The 14648-nt window shown below is 72.1% G+C and carries 8 protein-coding genes and 1 pseudogene; 7 read left to right on the forward strand and 2 right to left on the reverse strand.

The window, feature by feature from the left end; all coding sequences use genetic code 11:
- Nucleotides 1–650: 650 nt before the first annotated feature.
- The 4 genes from G3I42_RS34310 (at nt 651) to G3I42_RS34325 (ending at nt 8496) form a co-directional block, all read left to right on the forward strand.
- The gene (locus G3I42_RS34310; protein ID WP_164291566.1) at nt 651–2276 is read left to right on the forward strand and encodes a cytochrome ubiquinol oxidase subunit I; all 1626 of its coding nucleotides are present in this window, start codon (nt 651–653) and stop codon (nt 2274–2276) included.
- A 21-nt stretch (nt 2277–2297) separates the two neighbouring features.
- A complete protein-coding gene (cydB, locus tag G3I42_RS34315; protein ID WP_164291567.1) occupies nt 2298–3299 on the forward strand; it encodes a cytochrome d ubiquinol oxidase subunit II in 1002 nt (333 codons plus the stop codon).
- Between the two features lie 173 nt (nt 3300–3472).
- Entirely contained in the window at nt 3473–7087 is a 3615-nt protein-coding gene (gene cydD / locus G3I42_RS34320) for a thiol reductant ABC exporter subunit CydD (RefSeq protein WP_164291568.1), read from the forward strand.
- Between the two features lie 323 nt (nt 7088–7410).
- The gene (locus G3I42_RS34325; RefSeq protein WP_239096874.1) at nt 7411–8496 is read left to right on the forward strand and encodes a M23 family metallopeptidase; all 1086 of its coding nucleotides are present in this window, start codon (nt 7411–7413) and stop codon (nt 8494–8496) included.
- A gap of 100 nt (nt 8497–8596) precedes the next feature.
- Here the strand turns inward: G3I42_RS34325 and G3I42_RS34330 are convergent, their stop codons facing one another.
- Both G3I42_RS34330 and G3I42_RS34335 read right to left on the reverse strand, forming a co-directional pair.
- Nucleotides 8597–9520 (reverse strand): HAD hydrolase family protein, encoded by a 924-nt coding sequence (locus tag G3I42_RS34330; protein WP_164291573.1) that lies wholly within the window; start codon nt 9518–9520, stop codon nt 8597–8599.
- Nucleotides 9521–10348: 828 nt separating this feature from the next.
- A pseudogene (locus G3I42_RS34335) lies at nt 10349–11029 on the reverse strand (LLM class flavin-dependent oxidoreductase); the annotation flags it as partial.
- 29 nt (nt 11030–11058) lie between these two features.
- Between G3I42_RS34335 and G3I42_RS34340 the strand changes: the two are divergent.
- The 3 genes from G3I42_RS34340 to G3I42_RS34350 all read left to right on the forward strand — a co-directional run.
- Nucleotides 11059–12495 (forward strand): recombinase family protein, encoded by a 1437-nt coding sequence (locus tag G3I42_RS34340; protein WP_164291569.1) that lies wholly within the window; start codon nt 11059–11061, stop codon nt 12493–12495.
- An 815-nt stretch (nt 12496–13310) separates the two neighbouring features.
- A complete protein-coding gene (locus tag G3I42_RS34345; RefSeq protein ID WP_164291570.1) occupies nt 13311–14108 on the forward strand; it encodes a helix-turn-helix domain-containing protein in 798 nt (265 codons plus the stop codon).
- An 8-nt stretch (nt 14109–14116) separates the two neighbouring features.
- On the forward strand, nt 14117–14648 hold a 532-nt coding region (locus G3I42_RS34350), incomplete at its 3' end, for a hypothetical protein (RefSeq protein ID WP_203607708.1).

A 14648-nucleotide genomic window follows, 5' to 3' on the forward strand; every position in this document is an offset into this window, starting at 1 on the left:
GGCGCCGTGACGCCTGCGCGCTCCGGTGACGCCGGCGCGTTCGGCGATCCCCGCCCCACCCGCTCGACCCGCGATGCCGTCCCGCCCCGCGACGCCCCGTCCGCGACACCGCCACCGCCGCGACACCGCCACCGCCCGCGACAGGCCCCCGCTGCTGAGCCCGGCTCGTCACGTACGTATGCCACCACGGCCGGCCACCACGGCACCTACGCGAGCCGGTTCTCCCCACCCCGGCCAGTGGCCCGACCCCCGGTCCAGTGGCCCCGGGCCCCATGCCTGCGGTCCGGGTCCCTCGGCCCCTGGCCGGGAGCGGAGGGCTCCGTACCGCTGTAGCAGACGTCACAAGCCCCCATTTCCGGCGCCTGATGGGCTCGCCATTCCCATCAAAAAGCCGCAAAGCGGGGCAAAGTTGAGCGGTCAAACCTCGCAAAACCACCCCGTGAGGGGTTCTCGCCCAAGGGGCCCCCTGTTCGTATGAAACGACCGTGGGACATAATGCTTGTGAATGTGAACGCTTTCACAAGCGCGTCCCGGTTGGGGCTGCTTTGCCCTGGGCGAATGCGGATCAATCGGGAGCCGTGAGGGCGGGACCTGGCTGTGCCCACGGTGTCCACCGCGTGCACAGAGATCAGCGAAGCGAGGAGGATTTCGTGGATCTCGCACTGGCGCCCGAGACGCTGGCCCGTTGGCAGTTCGGCATCACGACCGTCTACCACTTCCTTTTCATACCCCTGACCATCTCGCTCGCCGCGCTCACCGCCGGCCTGGAGACGGCCTGGGTCCGTACCGGCAAGGAGAAGTACCTCAGCGCGACGAAGTTCTGGGGGAAGCTCTTCCTGATCAACATCGCGATGGGGGTCGTCACCGGGATCGTGCAGGAGTTCCAGTTCGGGATGAACTGGTCCGACTACTCACGGTTCGTCGGCGACGTCTTCGGCGCGCCGCTCGCCTTCGAGGCGCTCATCGCCTTCTTCTTCGAGTCGACCTTCATCGGCCTGTGGATCTTCGGCTGGGACAAGCTGCCGAAGAAGCTGCACCTCGCGACGATCTGGCTGGTCTCGATCGGCACGATCCTCTCCGCGTACTTCATCCTCGCGGCGAACTCCTGGATGCAGCACCCCGTCGGCTACCGCATGAACAAGGGCACCGGGCGGGCCGAACTCACCGACTTCTGGGCCGTGCTGACCCAGGAGATGACCCTCACCCAGATGTTCCACACGCTTGCCGCCTCCTTCCTGACCGGCGGCGCCTTCATCGTGGGCATCGCGGCGTGGCATCTGGGCCGCAAGCGGCGGGCGAAGCACGACAAGCAGCACATCGCCACGATGAAGACCTCGCTGCGGCTCGGTCTCGTCACGCTCGTCGTCGCCGGTCTGCTCACCGCGATCAGCGGGGACTCGCTCGGCAAGGTCATGTTCAAGCAGCAGCCCATGAAGATGGCGGCGGCGGAGGCGCTGTGGGAGGGCCAGGACGCCGCACCGTTCTCGATCTTCGCCTACGGCAACGTCGAGAAGGGGCACAACAGCGTCGCCATCGAGATACCCGGCATCCTCTCCTTCCTCTCCGACAACAACTTCACCTCGCACGTCCCCGGCATCAACGACACCAACAAGGCCGAGCAGCAGAAGTTCGGCCCCGGCGACTACAAGCCGAACATCCCGGTCGCCTTCTGGGGCTTCCGCCTGATGATTGGCTTCGGCATGACCTCCTTCGCCCTCGGCCTCGCCGGCCTGTGGCTGACCAGGAAGAAGTTCATGCTGCCGCACCACCTGCGCGTCGCCGAGGACGAGATCCCGCACCTCGTGCTCTGGCGGGACAAGGTGCTCAGTCCGCGCTTCACGAAGATCTTCTGGCTCGCCGCGCTCGCCACGATGTGCTTCCCGCTCCTGTCGAACTCGGCCGGATGGATCTTCACCGAGACGGGCCGTCAGCCCTGGGCCGTCTACGGGCTCTTCAAGACGGCCGACGCGGTATCGCCCGGCGTCTCGCAGGCCGAGGTGATCATCTCGCTGAGCGCGTTCACGCTCCTGTACGGAGTGCTCGCCGTCATCGAGTCCAAGCTGATGGTCAAGTACGCGAAGGCGGGACCGCCCGAACTCACCGAGGCCGACCTGCATCCGCCGACGCGCATCGGAGGGCGGCCCGGCCCGGCCCGTCCGGGAGGGAACGACGGCGCCGCCGAGAGCGCGCCCGGAGAGGCGCGCGACGCCGACCGCGAGGACGTGCGTGACGACGACGATGACGACGCCGACCGGCCGATGGCCTTCTCCTACTGAGCCCGAAGGAGGGAAACGACCATGGAACTCCACGACCTCTGGTTCGTGCTGATCGCCGTCCTGTGGACCGGCTACTTCTTCCTGGAGGGCTTCGACTTCGGCGTCGGCGTCCTGACGAAGCTGCTGGCCAGGGACCGCACCGAGAGGCGCGTCCTGATCAACACCATCGGCCCGGTCTGGGACGGCAACGAGGTCTGGCTGCTCGCCGCGGGCGGCGCCACCTTCGCCGCCTTCCCCGAGTGGTACGCGACGCTCTTCTCCGGCTTCTACCTGCCGCTTCTGCTCATCCTGCTGTGCCTCATCGTGCGCGGCGTCGCCTTCGAGTACCGCCACAAGCGGGACGAGGAGCGCTGGCAACGCAACTGGGAACACGCCATCTTCTGGTGCTCCCTGCTGCCCGCCTTCCTCTGGGGCGTCGCCTTCGCGAACATCGTGCGCGGGGTGAAGATCGACCGCGATCTGGAGTACGTCGGCACTCTCGGCGACCTCCTCAACCCCTACGCGCTGCTCGGCGGGCTCGTCACCCTGAGCCTCTTCACCTTCCACGGCACGGTGTTCACCGGGCTCAAGACCGCCGGTGACATCCGGTTGCGGGCCCGCGCCCTGGCGCTGCGGCTCGGGCTCGTCACCGCCGTGCTCGCGCTCGGGTTCCTCCTGTGGACCCAGGCGGACAGCGGCAACGGGAAGAGCCTCGTCGCCCTTGTCGTCGCGGTGCTCGCGCTCGTGCTCGCGCTCCTCGCCACCCTGCGCGGACGCGAGGGCTGGGCCTTCGCCCTGTCAGGCGTGACGATCGCCGTCACGATCGCGATGTTCTTCCTGACCCTGTTCCCGGCGGTCATGCCCTCGTCGCTCAACGGCGACTGGAGCCTCACCGTCTCGAACGCCTCGTCCAGCCCGTACACGCTCAGGATCATGACGTGGTGCGCGGCCATCGCGACCCCGCTCGTCATGCTCTACCAGGGCTGGACGTACTGGGTCTTCCGCAAGCGCATCGGGACGCAGCACATCGCCCGGGCGCACTGAGACCGGGCGCGCACCGGCCACACGGAGACCGGGGCGCGCCCTGAACGGTGCGGGGTCCGCCGGATGGCGACCCGGCGGACCCCGCACCTTACGAAGCCGACGCCGCTCCCCCGCGAGCCGTCACCCGTCGCCGCCCCCGCCCCATCCGCCTCGCTCGCGGAAGGATGTTTCACGTGAAACCTGTAGATCCCCGACTCCTGCGGTACGCCCGCGCCACCCGTTTCTTCCTGGTGGCCGTCGTCGGACTCGGTGTACTCGGCGCCCTGTTGGTGGTCGCGCAGGCGATGCTCATCGCCGAGGTCGTCGTGGGCGCCTTCCAGCACGGCAAGGACGCGGGCGAGCTGCTGCGACCGCTGCTGCTGCTCGTGGCTGTCGCGGGCGGGCGCGGGCTCGTCTCCTGGCTCACCGAGACGGCGGCCCACCGCGCGAGCGCGGCGGTCAAGTCCGAGCTGCGGCAGCGCGTCCTGAAGAAGGCGGCGGCCCTGGGCCCCGGCTGGCTCGAAGGGCGCCGCACCGGTTCGCTCGTGAACCTCGCGACGCGCGGCGTCGATGCGCTCGACGACTACTTCTCCCGCTACCTCCCGCAGTTGGGTCTCGCGGTCGTCGTCCCCCTCGCCGTGCTCGCGCGGATCGTCACGGAGGACTGGGTCTCGGCGGCGATCATCGTCATCACGATCCCGCTCATCCCGGTCTTCATGATCCTCATCGGCTGGGCGACGCAGAAGCGGATGGCCCGCCAGTGGCGGCTGCTCTCGCGGCTGTCCGGGCACTTCCTCGACGTCGTCGAGGGGCTGCCGACGCTCAAGGTCTTCGGCCGCGCCAAGGCGCAGGCCGAGTCGATCCGCCGCATCACGGGCGAGTACCGCCGCGCCACGATGCGCACGCTGCGCATCGCCTTCCTCTCCTCCTTCGCGCTCGAACTCCTCTCGACGCTCTCCGTCGCGCTCGTCGCCGTGACGATCGGCATGCGGCTCGTCCACGGCGACATGGATCTGTACGTGGCACTCGTCGTACTGGTCCTGGCGCCCGAGGCGTACCTCCCGTTGCGCCAGGTCGGCACGCAGTACCACGCTGCGGCCGAGGGACTCGCCGCCGCGGAGGAGGTCTTCGAGGTCCTGGAGACCGAGGAGCGCACGGCGGGCGAGGCGGAGGTGCCGGAGGGCGAACTGCGGATCGAGGACCTCACCGTCCGCTATCCCGGCCGCACCGCGCCCGCTCTCGACCGCGTCTCGCTGCGGGTCCGTCCTGGCGAGACCGTCGCGCTCGTGGGGCCGAGCGGCGCGGGCAAGTCGACGCTGCTCCAGGCCGTCCTGGGCTTCGCCCGCCCCGCCGCGGGCCGTGTCACCGTGGGCGGTACGGATCTCGCGGAGATCGACCCCGCCCGGTGGCACGCGCGGATCGCCTGGGTCCCGCAGCGCCCCGCGCTCTTCGCGGGCACGCTCGCCGAGAACGTCCTCCTGGCCCGTCCCGCGGCCACCGAGGCCGAGGTCGTCCGCGCACTGCGCGACGCGGGGGCGTGGGAGTTCGTACGGGAACTGCCGGACGGTGTGCGGACGGTGCTCGGCGAGGACGGCGCGGGACTCTCGGCGGGGCAGCGGCAGCGCCTCGCGCTCGCCCGTGCCTTCCTGGCCGACCGGCCCGTCCTCCTCCTCGACGAGCCGACCGCGGCGCTCGACGGCGCCACCGAAGCGGGCATCGTCGAGGCCGTCGGGCGCCTCGCGGCCGGCCGCACGGTCCTCCTGGTCGTCCACCGGCCCGCCCTGCTCGCGGTCGCGGACCGGGTGGTGCGCATCGAGGCCGCCAGGGACGCGGTGGCCGCGGGTGCTGTCCGCGCTGCCGCCGGTGCCGCGGCCGCTCCTCTCGCTGCCGGGCCCGTGGCGCCGTCCACCGAGGTCGCCGGGCCCGTCGCCGCGGAACCCAGGAAGATTGCCGGACCGGGGGAGTCCGGGGCGCGTACGGTGCTCGCTCCCCTCGCCCGGGTGCGGGGCCTCGGCAGCGCGCACCGGCGGCGGCTCGCGCTCGCGCTGCTGCTCGGGGCACTCGCCCTCGCCTCGGCCGTGGGGCTCATGGCGACGTCCGGGTGGCTCATCTCGCGTGCCTCGCAGGAGCCGCCCGTGCTCTACCTCATGGTGGCCGTCACCGCGACGCGCGCCTTCGGCATCGGGCGGTCCGTCTTCCGGTACGCCGAGCGCCTCGTCTCGCACGAGGCGGTGCTGCGGATGCTCGCGGACACGCGTGTCGCCGTCTTCCGCGGGCTCGCCCGCCTCTCCCCCGCCGGGCTGCGCGACCGCAGGCGCGGCGACCTGCTCTCGCGGCTCGTCGCCGACGTGGACGCCTTCCAGGACTACTGGCTGCGCTGGTTGCTGCCCGCGGGTGCCGCGTTCCTCGTGAGCGCGGGCGCGGTCGGCTTCACGGCGTGGCTGCTCCCCGAGGCGGGCGCGGTGCTCGCCGCCGGGCTGCTGCTCGCCGGGGTCGGCGTCCCGTGGCTCACCGCACGGCGCGCCCGCAGCACCGAGCGGCGCCTCGCCCCCGCGCGCGGTGTCCTCGCCACGCGCGTCACCGAACTCCTCACAGGGACAGGTGAACTGACCGTCGCCGGCGCGATGCCCGCCCGCCTGCGGGCCGCGGGGGCAGCGGACGCCGAGCTGACCGGGATCGCGGCCCGCGCGTCCGCGTTCACCGCGCTCGGCGACGGGCTCATGGCGTTCATCACCGGTCTCACCGTCGCGGGCGCGGCGGCGTGCGGTGCGAGCGCCGTCGTGGACGGGCGCCTCTCCGGGGTGGCCCTCGCCGTCGTCGTCCTCACCCCGCTCGCCGCCTTCGAGGCGGTGCTCGGCCTGCCGCTCGCGGTACGGCAGCGGCAGCGCGTGCGGCGCAGCGCGGAGCGGGTGTACGAGGTCCTGGACGCGCCCGCGCCTGTACGGGAACCCGAGCGGCCCGCCGAGGCGCCCGCCTCGCCCTTCCCGCTGCGGCTCGAAGGACTCGTGGCGCGCCACCCGGGCGCGGCGCGGCCCGCGCTCGACGGCGTGGACCTGACGCTCGACGCGGGGCGGCGGATCGCCGTCGTCGGCGCTTCGGGCGCGGGCAAGACGACGCTCGCGCACGTTCTGCTCCGCTTCCTCGACGCGGAGAGCGGCACGTACCGCGTCGGGGACACGCCCGCCACGGCGCTCCACGGGGACGCGGTGCGCGAGGTCGTGGGCCTGTGCGCCCAGGACGCGCACGTCTTCGACAGTTCCGTACGCGAGAACCTGCTCCTCGCGCGCAAGGACGCCACCGAGGCCGAGTTGCGGACGGCGCTGTCGCGCGCGCGGCTCCTGGACTGGGTGGACACGCTGCCGCACGGGCTCGGCACGCTCGTCGGCGAGCACGGGGCGCGGCTCTCGGGCGGTCAGCGCCAGCGGCTCGCGCTCGCGCGCGCCCTCCTCGCCGACTTCCCCGTCCTCGTGCTCGACGAGCCGGCCGAACACCTCGACCTGGAGACGGCGGACGCGCTCACCCGCGACCTGCTCGCCGCGACCGAGGGCCGTACGACGCTCCTCATCACCCACCGCCTGGCGGGGCTCGCGGGCGCGGTGGACGAGGTCGTCGTCCTCGACGAGGGCCGCGTCGTGCAGCGCGGCGACATGAGCGCGCTGCTCAGCGCCCCGGGCCCGCTCCGCCGCATGTGGCGCCAGGAGCAGGCGACGGACGCGCTGCGCGGTGCGGCGGGCGAGACGCCGGCGGGGTCGGCTCCGGCGGAGGACGACGAGGTGGTGGTACGCGACGCGGTGGCTGCCGCGCGCTGAGGACGGGCGTGAGGGGGAAGGCGCGGCGCATGGGCGGGCATGACGATGTTTCACGTGAAACATCGGGTGCGTCCGGGCGATGGGCGATGTTTCACGTGAAACATCCGAGTGCGTCCGGCTGGGTTCGATGTTTCACGTGGAACATCGGACGGTCGATCGGTCGGCGCACCGCATGTTTCACGTGAAACATGCGCCATGGGACTTTGGGGATGTTTCACGTGAAACATCGTCAGGACCGCTGCGTCCTCCGTACGGCTCAGTGGGTCCCCCGGGTGTACGCGCTGCGGAGGCGGACGCTCCTCGGGGCGCCCACGATCCGGGGCATGGCACTCCGCACTGGAACCACCGCACCCTCGCGCGGCACTCTCGTGGCCTCGGCCCTGTGCCTTCTGCTCCTCGGCGCCCTCGGGCTGACCGGTCCTGCGGCGGGGGCGGACCACTCCGAGAACGACGGGCCCGCGACGCCGAGTGCCGAGGTCGCGGTTCTCTACCGTGAGGCGGCCGAGACGACCGCGAAGTACGAGGAGGGCCGGAAGGCCGTCGAGGCCCAGCGAGCGACATCGCGGATGCTGGAGGCGCGGCTCGCGAAGGAACGCGGACGTCTGCGGCTGTTCCGCAAGGACGTCGGGCGTCTCGCGCGAGCGCAGTACCGGGGCCATGACGACGGTCTCTCGCTCACCGCCAACCTGCTCTTCTCGGACGACCCCGAGACGCTGATGGAGAACGTGGGACTCGCGAGCAACGCCGATCGCGCGGTGACCCACCTCGTGCAGCGTTCGGCCCGCGCCGAGAGCGCCCTCACGAAGGCGGAGCGGAAGGTGCGCGCGAGCCGTAAGGCAGTGGAGGCGCGCACGGCGCACCTGGCCTCGCTGAAGCAGCAGCTCGACACGAAGCTCAAGAGCGCGCAGGCGCGGCTCCAGGCGCAGGGCGAGAGCGCGGTGCTCGCGGGGCGCTGCCGGGGCGCGACCCGGATGGCGCAGGCGGCCTCCGACTACCCCAAGGGGCCGTGGGTGACGCCGGTGCAGCACTTCGTTCTGTCAGCGGGCTTCGGCGGCTCGGGAAGCCACTGGTCGCGCGGTCATACGGGGCAGGACTTCGCCGTGGGCATCGGAACGCCGGTCCGGGCCGTGGGCGGAGGCCGGGTCGTGCGGGTCTCTTGCGGCGGGCCGTTCGGGATCGAGGTGGTGCTTCAGCACCCCGGCGGCTACTACACGCAGTACGCGCACCTTTCCTCGGTCGCTGTGGACCAGGGCGAGACCGTGCGGACGGGGCAGTGGATCGCCCAGTCCGGCACGACGGGGAACTCGACGGGCCCCCACGTGCACTTCGAGGTCCGCCTGACCCCGGATTACGGCTCGGCCGTCTCGCCGCTGCCGTGGCTGCGGGAGCACGGGGTGCCGGTGGGGTAGGGCCGGGGTGCGGGGGCGCCCGTCGGCGGGGCGGCGCCCGCCGACCACGGTCCTGGCCGCTCAGACGACGTACGGGCCGCTCGGCGACGCGACGGGCGGCTCAGGCCAGCAGCCGCTCGATGACCGCGGCGACGCCGTCCTCCGTGTTGGGATGCGTGACGGCGGAGGCGGCGAGACGGACCTCGGGGTGGGCGTTGCCCATCGCCCAGGAACGCCCGGCCCACGTCAGCATCTCGATGTCGTTGGGCATGTCCCCGAAGGCGATGACGTCCTCGGGAGCGATGCCGCGTTCCGCGCAGCACTGCGCGAGCGTGCTCGCCTTGGACACCTCACGCGCACTGATCTCCAGGAGAGCCGTCGGGCTGGAGCGGGTGACGGCGACGAGGTCGCCGACCGTGTCCCTGGCGAGCCGGAGGAAGGCGTCGGGGGCGAGTTCGGGGTGGTGCGCGAGGAGCTTGAGCACGGGCTCGGACTCCTCCGGCTCGGGCAAGGGCCCCGAGTCGAGCCCGAGGAGCTTCGTGATCGGGGCGATGCCCGAGGCGGGGTCGAGGTGGAGGGGCGGGTAGCCCGGCTCGTGGTGGATGCCGCCCGTGCGCTCGATCGCGTACTGCGTCCCCGGCGCCGCACGTCGCAGGCGCTCGGCCACGTCGAGCACCGTGGCGGAGGGGAGGGGGCGGACCCGTACAAAGCGGTAGGGCACGCCGCGCTCCCTGTCGGGGGTGCGCAGATCGACGACCGCCGCGCCGTTGCCGCAGATGGCGAGGCCGTGGCCGTCCACGTGCCCGGCGACCACGTCCATCCAGCGGGCAGGCCGTCCGGTGACGAAGAAGACGGTGACGCCCGCGCGTTCCGCCGCGGCGAGGGCGGCGAGCGTGCGCGGGGAGACCGTCTTGTCCTCGCGCAGCAGGGTCCCGTCGAGGTCCGTCGCGATCAGGCGGGGCCTGCGTCCCGGCGGGATCTCCGGCCAGGCGCGGGCGGAGACCGAGGGCGGCGCGGGATGAGGGGAGCCGCCGGCGAGCCGCAACCGGGCAGTGACGGCGGCCCTCTCGACAGCCGACTCCTCAGCGGCGCCGGCCTGCCCGTTCGCGCAGCTCGGAGGCCCTTCGCCCCCGGCGGGCGGCTCGTGGGCCGACTCCGGGCCGGTGATCGCACGCATGGCTGACGCCGAGGGCTCACCCTTCGCGCGGGCACCGGACTGCGAAGACCGGGACGGACGGTTCGTACCGGGCTGGACGGCCGCAGGCCCTGCGGTCGGAGAGGTCGCTGAGGTCACTTCGGCATTGTGGCGCATATGCCAGCACGGGCGTGCGACTTCCCGCACAGATGAGCCATTCGCGCCCCCTAAGAGCGCAACCAGCCCCGCGCCCCCGGGCGGCCCCCGGCCAAACCCTCTGTCCTGGACAGACGCCGCTTTCCGGTCAGCGGGTGCCGAGGAGGCAGGGGGCGTACGGCCCGTACGCGCCCCTCCACCCGCCACCCCGCTCCCCCGTACCCGCCCGCGCGCCTTCCGGCCGCCCCCCGGACCGGCAGTCACGAGCCCCACCGCGCTCGGCCCCCGCCCCGCACGGCCGCTCCCGACCAGCACACCCACCGCCGGTCAAGCCGCCACTGCCAGGCCGTTGCCTCTCCACGCCCCACGGCTCCCGGCATCGCGGCAGGCGGCGCTCCTCGAACTGCCTTCAGGCCACGAAAGATCGGCCGAAAAGGGGAGGGGCAGTGGGGCGCGGATGCCTGGAGCGCTTGCGTACCGTCCGAGGGTGCCGGCCGTGCACGTCCCGCAGAGCACGACGGCCGCGCGGAGCCCCCCGCAGCCTTCGCCGCCGGGCTACGGCGCCCGCAAGGACCCGGCCGCTCACCCCAGCTGGGCCAGCCCCTCCGTCGCGATGCGTTCGAAGACCGACTGGTCAGCGGCGAAGTCGGAGTCGGCGATCGGCCAGTGGAGCACCAGCTCGGTGAATCCGGCCTCGCGCTGGCGGCCGGCGAAGTCGACGAAGGCGTCGAGCGAGGTGAGCATCGTGGAGCGGTCCGGCGTGAAGGCGGTGAGGAGGATCTTGTCCAGCTCGGCGACGTTCCGCCCGATGGCCTCGCACGCCGTGCCGAGCTTCGCGATCTGGCCGCGCAGCGCCGCGTCCGACTCGGCGGGCGTGCCCGCCTCGTACAGCTTGGGGTCGCCCGTCGTCACCCACGCCTGCCCGTACCGCGCCGCGAGCCGGAGCCCGCGCGGTCCCGTCGCGGCGACGGCGAAGGGCAGCCGGGGCCGCTGCACGCAGCCGGGAATGTTCCGCGCCTCGACGGCCGAGTAGAAGGTGCCCTCCTGCGTCACCGCGTCCTCGGTGAGCAGCCGGTCGAGCAGCGGCACGAACTCGGCGAGCCGATCGGCACGCTCCCTCGGCGTCCACTTCTCCTGCCCGAGCACCGTCGCGTCGAAGCCGTCACCCCCGGCCCCGATCCCGAGCGTGACCCGCCCGCCGGAGACATCGTCGAGCGAGATCAGCTCCTTCGCGAGCGTGACGGGGTGCCGGAAGTTGGGAGAGCCCAATCCGTGTTCATACCATCGGTCCCATGACCCGCCCCAAGCACCGAGAACCGACCATCACCCCAGGTGAACCGGCCGCCCTGTACTGCCGAATATCCCAGGCCGACGATGACGACCAGACCGGCGTCGACCGGCAGGAACGCATCTGCCGGGAGATCGCCGAGCGGCGCGGACTCGCCATCGATCCGTCCCACGTCTTCGTCGACAACAGCCGCTCCGCCTGGCGCCGCAATCGCAAGCGACCCGGCTGGGACCAGCTCCTCGAACGCGCCCGGCACCGCGAGTTCCGGCACATCATCGCGTACCACCCCGACCGGCTCATGCGGCAGCCGCGCGACCTGGAAGAACTGCTCCAGGTTTCCGACGACCACGAGATCGTGCTCCACGGCGAGGCCAACCGCCGGAACCTGTCCGACCCGGACGACCGCTTCATCCTCCGCATCGAGATCGCCCACGCCTGCCGCTCCTCCGACGACACCTCCCGCCGCCTCAAGTCGGCGCTGGCCGAACGGGCGGAGGCGGGAATGCCCCACTCGGGAAAGCGGCGGTACGGCTACGAGGCCGACGGCATGACCATCAAGGACGACGAGGCCGAGATCGTCCGCGAGGTCTTCGACCGCTACCTCAGGGGCCAGAGCCCTGTCGCCATCGCCCTCGTCCTCCACAAGCGCGGAATCAAGACGGTGTACGGCAAGGAGTGGACCCAGGGCACCGTCCGGGCCCTGCTCGACTCCCGCCACGTCGCGGCCATCCGCATGCACCAGGGCGAGGAGGCCGGTCCCGGGAAGTGGCCCGCCATCATCGACGCCGGCACCTGGGCCGAGGCCCGCGCCCGTCGCGAATACCGGTCGGCGATCCACCAGACCAACCTGGAGCTGCGGCGCTTCTACCTGCTGCGCGGATTGGTGATGTGCAAGCGCTGCGGCACGCTCATGTCAGGCACCAAGGTCGGAGCTGTTCCCTCCTACCAGTGCACTCGCAAGAGCCGCAACGACGACAAGAAGTGCGTCCGCCGCATCGCCGCCGTGAAGCTGGAGGAGTTCGTCACGGAGGCCGCGATCGACCTGCTCTCCCGGCTCACCGTCTCCGGTCAGCTTGCCTCCGCCACCACACCGACCAACGCCAGTACGGAGGCTGTCGAAGCGGACCAGCGCCAGCTCGCGGAGCTCAACCACATGTGGGCCGCGAAGGAGGTGAGCACCGCCGAGTACCGGGTGATGCGCAAGGAGATCACCGACCGGATCGCCAAGGCCCAGCGGAGGCTGGTGGTCCGTCCGGTGAAGTTGCTGGAGGGGATGACGGGGCCCGGCGCGAAGGCAGCCTGGGAAGCCGAGGGGATGACGGACGAGCGACGCAACGCTGTGCTCCGTTTCCTCTTTTCCGGCGTGGTCATCGACGCGTCGAGCAAGCCGAGCGGGGTCTTCGACTGGGACCGCATCGACATCGAACAGAACACGCTGTGAGGGACGGGAGGCTTTCCCAGCCGACTCCGGTTTCGCAAAAAACGATGGTCCGGTAGTGCGCGCCAGGTCGGTGAAGATGGCGCGTGAGGGGAATGTCCCCGCATCACCTGTCTCTGCAACGCCGCATGCGGCGGCGGAATATAGACCACAATCGCCGCTTAGCCAAACCGGCGTTTCTCCGGACCATTAGTCGCCCAGCCCGCCCGTTGGCCTGCGTACGCGCACCAGCGGATGGCGACTCAACGCGTTCGGAGGAACTCCATGCCCCCTTGCCACTCCCGCCCTCCTGCCGGGAATTGGCCGTCCGCCCCCTCTGCGGCGTCTTCTGATAGCTCCTCAATGCGGTCCGATCGGGACGCGGCACTCCAACGCGTCTGCGCCGGGTTCACGACGACGATGAGCCCGCGCAGCGCGGCGCGCCTAGCTGCCCTTCTCTCCACCGCCGACTACGTCCGTGCTGCCTGATGCGGCCTCGGACCGTCCGCGCCTCGGTGCGCGGCCTCCTGTGTGCAAGCCAGCCTCCGACGCACGGACGGGCCAGAGCACTTCGGCGAGCTGCGTTACGGCACGTCAGCCATGGTGCCGAGACCTGTTCGCCGTGAGCTGTGGGGTTTCTCGGCGTAGTAGTGGATCTTCGCGCGCGTGTGTGGCTGTGTTGGTGTGGGGCCCGGGACGCCGGGTGCTGACAGCCCTCTGGTCTGCGGATACGTAGCCGCCGCCCACCCCTTGGGCGATGCCGCCCCCACCCTCTGATCTTCGCGCGAGCCCGTACGCGGGCCGCCGCGCCTGCCTGCCCTGCCGAAGGAGCCGCCCCGATGAGCCACGACGCCCGCGAGTGGGTGTGGGAGCACAGCACCAGCAAGGGGACCGCCCGCCTGGTCCTCGCCCTGATCGCCGACCGCTGCTGCGACGGCCGGTGCGTCGCGTACGCGTCCGTGCCGAGCCTCATGAAGCGCGCCAACGCCTCCCGTACGGCCGTGCGCGAAGCCCTCGCGAAGCTCATCGCCGCCGGTGAGTTGGAGCAGATCGCGGGGCGCAAGGGGCCGCGCGGCGAGACGTACTACCGCCTGCCGCTGGCCGCGACCGGACCCGACCAGCCGTCGGGGTCCAGGGAATCGGCCCCGCCCTCCACCGGCCCGGAACACGAACCGGTCGAGGGATCGGATCGCGACCCGGGGGCACGGATAACGGCCCCCGCAGGGACCGGATTCCGGCCCGCTGGGGGTGCGGTTTCCGACCCCCAGAACCGTAGTGAACCGAAGGTGAACGGTAGGTACAGCAGCAGTCCCGCCCCGATCCCGGCTGCCCAGTGGGAGACCGACGCCGCCTCCCGGGAGTGGTCCCGCCGGGCCGGGCACCTCGCCCGCCTCGGTGAGGCGGGGCTGCGCGCCGCCGACGACAAATGGCGCGCCTACCGGTCGACCAGCACGCCCCGCCCGGCCGCCGCCTGGGCTGCCGACTGGCGCGCGTGGATCGCCCGAGAACACACCCCCGCCCCGCCGCAGCCCACCCCGGCCCTCGGTGGCGCACGGCCCGCCACCGGCATGACCCGAGCCGATGCCCACCTGCAAGCCCTCCTCGACGCCCTCGCCGAACCGACAGGAACGGAGTGAACGCCACCATGGAACGCAACGAGATCGCCGCAGTCCTCGCCTACCTCGGCCGCCTCGACCCCCGCACCATCCGCACGGACCCGGGTGAGACCCGCGACCAGCTCGCCCAGTGGCATGAGCTGCTGCACGACATACCCTTCACCACCGGCCAGGGCTGGGACGTCCGCGAGACGGTGCGCGCGCAGGTGCTCGCCTCGCCGTACCCGCCGCTGCCCGTGGACATCGCCCGCGCCTGGCGCGCGCACCGTCGCGACCGCCTCAACCGGCACACCGACCCGACCCCGGCCGCCGACCCCGACGACACGGCCGCGTGGCAGGCCGAACTGGCCCGTACGCGGCGGGCCGTGGCGGCCGGTGAGGCCGCCCCCGCGTCGCATCGCCAGCTCACGAGCGGGGGCCCGCACCGCGACGTCGCGGCTCGTCTCGGCTCCGTCGGGTCCCGCATCCCGGCCGAGGCGCGGGCCGCGCTCGCTCCGTACCGCCCGGCCCGTACCGCGCGGGAGGCCGCCGTACGGGAGGGGCTCCCGGACGCGCTCGGCG

Source organism: Streptomyces sp. SID11385 (assembly GCF_010548245.1).
Taxonomy (GTDB): domain Bacteria; phylum Actinomycetota; class Actinomycetes; order Streptomycetales; family Streptomycetaceae; genus Streptomyces.

Coding starts and splice junctions, on each gene's coding strand:
- cydB (WP_164291567.1), top strand. CDS start 2,298: ATGGAACTCCACGACCTCTGGTTCGTGCTGATCGCCGTCCTGTGGACC.
- G3I42_RS34325 (WP_239096874.1), top strand. CDS start 7,411: ATGGCACTCCGCACTGGAACCACCGCACCCTCGCGCGGCACTCTCGTG.
- G3I42_RS34340 (WP_164291569.1), top strand. CDS start 11,059: ATGACCCGCCCCAAGCACCGAGAACCGACCATCACCCCAGGTGAACCG.
- G3I42_RS34345 (WP_164291570.1), top strand. CDS start 13,311: ATGAGCCACGACGCCCGCGAGTGGGTGTGGGAGCACAGCACCAGCAAG.